The sequence below is a fragment of the Desulfolutivibrio sp. genome (assembly GCF_036584575.1).
Classification (GTDB): domain Bacteria; phylum Desulfobacterota; class Desulfovibrionia; order Desulfovibrionales; family Desulfovibrionaceae; genus Desulfolutivibrio.
Genome location: NZ_JAZHDB010000125.1, coordinates 1 through 3,655 on the forward strand (window position 1 = coordinate 1; position 3,655 = coordinate 3,655).

4 protein-coding genes are annotated in these 3,655 nt (G+C 65.7%); all 4 read left to right on the forward strand.

Annotated elements, in window-relative coordinates:
• The coding region (locus tag V3572_RS09650) for a DUF362 domain-containing protein (protein WP_332110786.1) at positions 1-283 on the forward strand (283 nt) is incomplete at its 5' end.
• Between the two features lie 397 nt (positions 284-680).
• Positions 681-1,790, forward strand: a complete 1,110-nt coding sequence (locus V3572_RS09655; RefSeq protein WP_332110787.1) for an iron ABC transporter substrate-binding protein — start codon at positions 681-683, stop codon at positions 1,788-1,790.
• A 12-nt stretch (positions 1,791-1,802) separates the two neighbouring features.
• Positions 1,803-2,873: a FecCD family ABC transporter permease gene (locus tag V3572_RS09660; protein ID WP_332110788.1), complete on the forward strand. Its 1,071-nt coding sequence runs from the start codon at positions 1,803-1,805 to the stop codon at positions 2,871-2,873.
• A complete protein-coding gene (locus V3572_RS09665; RefSeq protein WP_332110789.1) occupies positions 2,870-3,625 on the forward strand; it encodes an ABC transporter ATP-binding protein in 756 nt (251 codons plus the stop codon). Before V3572_RS09660 ends, V3572_RS09665 begins: the two co-directional genes overlap by 4 nt.
• Positions 3,626-3,655: the final 30 nt, after the last annotated feature.

Consider the following 3,655-nt stretch of genomic DNA (forward strand, 5'->3'; position numbering starts at 1 on the left):
GCCCGCCATCCCAGCGCCGTCGGCGATCCGGCCGCCTGCGGCCAGGCCCCCGCGTTCGGGCGGTGTCCCCGAGGCCAAAACGCGACGCCGCCCACAGGCGGTCATCGACAGGACCGTCTGCACGGGCTGCGGCGCCTGCCTGGACAGCTGCCCCACGGGGGCCCTCTCCCTGCAGGCCGGGAAGGCGCATGTCGACAGATCGCTGTGCATCGGTTGCGGCGCCTGCCTGCGGGCCTGCCCCACCGGGGCCGTCTCCCTTCCCCGCGATCCGGCCGTCTCCTGATCTGCTCTTGTCGTAGCCTCGATATCGGCGTCCCTGAACACCCAGGACAACCGTTTAGAATGCTTCTTTTTTAAAGATATCACCGCATTCTTCGAGGGGCGCGGCGCGGCCTGCGAGGGCGTCGTGCACCTCATCCTCGGGAGCGCCCCCCTGCCTTCAATCCGCGCGACATGCGCCCGGGACTCCCCCTGTGCCCGGCGACCGGCGCATGCCGCCCGGTTTCTCCAACTCGTGACGCCTCCTGACGCCAGACGCCGATTTCCGTTTTTCCATCACGGACCAAGATCAATCAGTTGTCCTGCGCTTTGACAAAAAAAGTTCCCTGTCGTAAATTTTGCGTGTTACTTCATTACATAATATATACCACGATCATCGACACATTCCCGAGGTATGCCCCATGAAATGCTCCCCCCTTGCAACGGCCCTGGTCCTGGCCTGCCTGATCGGCCTTGTCTCCAACCCGGCGCACGCCGCCGACACGCGTCCCGTCACCGACTCTCTGGGCCGTACCGTGGAGGTTCCAACCAAGGTCGAACGGCTCATCTGCTCCGGCTCCGGCTGCCTGCGGCTTCTGACCTACCTCCAGGCCCAGGATCTGGCCGTGGCCGTGGACGACATCGAGACCCGGCGCTCGGGCTTCGACGCCCGGCCCTACGCCCTGGCCAATCCCCAGTTCAAGGCCATGCCGATTTTCGGGGAGTTTCGCGGCCACGACAACCCCGAACTCATCGCCGCCTTAAACCCCGCCCCCCAGGTCATCCTCAAAACCTACGGAACCATGGGCCATGATCCCCAGGCCCTCCAGGACAAGACCGGCATCCCGGTGGTGGTCATGGACTACGGCGACCTGGGCAAGAACAAGGCCGCCCTCTACGCCGCCCTGCGCACGATGGGCGACATCACGGGCAAAAAGGGCCGGGCCGAAGCGGTCATCGCCTTTTTCGACAAGACCTCGGCCGACCTTGCGTCCCGGGTGAAGGACATCCCCGAGGCCGGGCGCAAGACCTGCTTCGTGGGCGGCATCGCCAAGAAGGGACCACACGGGCTTTTGTCCACGGAACCCGGTTACCAGCCCTTCGTGCTGGCCGGGTGCCAAAACGTGGCCCGCGAGGCCGGGGAAAACCTGGACCACGCCGTGGTGGCCAAGGAAAAGCTCGTGGTCTGGAACCCGGAATTCCTGTTCATCGATCTGGCTACGGCCCAGATGGGCGAGAGCGCGGGCGGCCTGTACGAGATAAAAACCGACCCGGTCTACGGCGGCCTGTCCGCCAAGGCCTCGGGAAAGGTCTACGGCCTTTTGCCCTACAACTGGTATTCCATCAATTTCGGCTCCATCCTGGCCGACGCCTATTTCATCGGCAAGACCGTCAATCCGGACAAGTTCACCGATGTGGACCCGGCGGCCAAGGCCGACGAGATCTATACCTTCCTGGTGGGCAAGCCGGTCTTCTCCCAGATGACCGGGGCCTTCGGGAACATGGCCTTCAAACCCCTGCCCCTGAAGTAGCGGGGCGGGGGCATGCATTTCGGAGAGGGCCGGATTCCCGAGGCCTATCTGGCCCATGTGGGCCGCAAGCGGCTCATCGTGTGCCTGGCCTGCGTGATCCTGGCGATCCTTTTTGTGGCCTCGGTGTCGCTTGGGCCGGTCAACGTGCCGCCCTTGGACGTCCTGGCGGCCTTTTTGGGCAAGGCGGCCAGCCCCCGGGACCAGATCATCGTCTTGTCCATCCGCCTGCCCCAATCCCTGGCCGCCGCCCTGGCGGGCATGGCCCTGTCGGCGGCCGGGGCGGCCATGCAGTCCATCCTGCGCAACCCCCTGGGGTCGCCGTTCACCCTGGGCATCTCCCACGCGGCGGCCTTCGGGGCGGCCTTTTCGGTCATCATCCTGGGCAGCGGGCTGATGACCAGCAGTCAGGAGGGGGCGGTCACCATCTTAAACCCCTACCTGACCACGGGCATGGCCTTCGCCTTCTGTCTGGTGGCGGCGCTCATCGTGGTCGGGGTGTCGCGCCTGCGCGGGGCCAGCCCCGAGGTCATGGTCTTAACCGGCGTGGCCATGGGCGCGCTTTTCACGGCCGGGACCATGTTTTTACAGTATTTCGCCGACGACCGGCAGTTGGCGGCCATGGTCTTCTGGACCTTCGGGGACGTGGCCCGGGCCAAATGGAACACCCTGGCGTTCATGGCCGTGGTGTCGCTTCCGGTCATCGGCTTTTTCTACCGGAACCGGCTCAACTTAAACGCCATCGACGCCGGAGACGAGACCGCCCGGGGCCTTGGCGTGCGGGTGGCCCGGCTGCGGCTGGCGGGCATGCTCCTGGCCTCGCTTTTAACGGCCACGGTGGTGGCCTTTTTGGGGGTCATCGGCTTCGTGGGGCTGGTGTGCCCGCATCTGGCCCGGTGGGCCGTGGGCGACGACCACCGGTTTCTTCTCCCCCTGTCCTGCATTTTGGGCGCGGTGCTGCTTGTGGCCTCGGACACGGCGGCCCGGCTGGTCATCGCCCCGAGCGTCTTGCCGGTTTCGGTGCTCACGGCCTTTCTGGGAGCGCCCACCTTTATCGCCCTGCTTCTCGGGAGGCGAAAGAAATGAAACTCTGCGCCAGGGACTTGGATGTCGGCTACCGGGACCGTCTGGTGCTCTCCCAGGTGGCCTTCGAGCTTGAGCCGGGGGAGATCCTGGCCGTTTTGGGGCCAAACGGCGTGGGCAAGACCACGCTTTTGCGCACCCTAAACGCCATGCTCCCGGCCCGGGGCGGGGCGGTCCTGGTGGAGGACGCGGACATCCTGCACATGTCCGCCCGGCAGATCGCCCAGACCATGGGATACGTGCCCCAACGCTCCGAGGCCGGCAGGCTCACGGCCTTCGACGCCATCCTGCTCGGGCGTGTGCCGCACCTGCGCTTTGCCGTGCGCCAGGAGGACTTGCGGGTGGTGGATGCGGCCATCCGCCGTCTGGGGCTGGAGGAACTGGCCCTGCGCAACCTGGACCGCATGAGCGGCGGCGAGCTCCAGAAGGTGTGCATCGCCCGGGCCCTGGTGCAGGAGCCCTCGGTGCTGCTCTTGGACGAACCCACCAGCAGCCTGGATCTCAAAAACCAGATGGAGATTTTAAATCTGGTGCGCGAGGTGGCCCAAGGCCACGGGGTCGGCGTGGTCATGACCATGCACGACCTGTCGGCGGCCCTGCGCTTTGCGGATCGATTCCTGTTTCTGAAAAAAGGCCGGGTGCTGTCCGTGTGCGACCGGGAGGGCCTGTCGTCCGAGGTCATCGGCGAGGCCTACGGCGTGCCCGTATGCATCGAGTGGATCAGGGGATGTCCGGTGGTCATCCCGGAAAACTGACGCGCTGCGGCGCGGGAGGAGACGGATCAT

Coding starts and splice junctions, on each gene's coding strand:
- V3572_RS09655 (WP_332110787.1), top strand. CDS start 681: ATGAAATGCTCCCCCCTTGCAACGGCCCTGGTCCTGGCCTGCCTGATC.
- V3572_RS09660 (WP_332110788.1), top strand. CDS start 1,803: ATGCATTTCGGAGAGGGCCGGATTCCCGAGGCCTATCTGGCCCATGTG.
- V3572_RS09665 (WP_332110789.1), top strand. CDS start 2,870: ATGAAACTCTGCGCCAGGGACTTGGATGTCGGCTACCGGGACCGTCTG.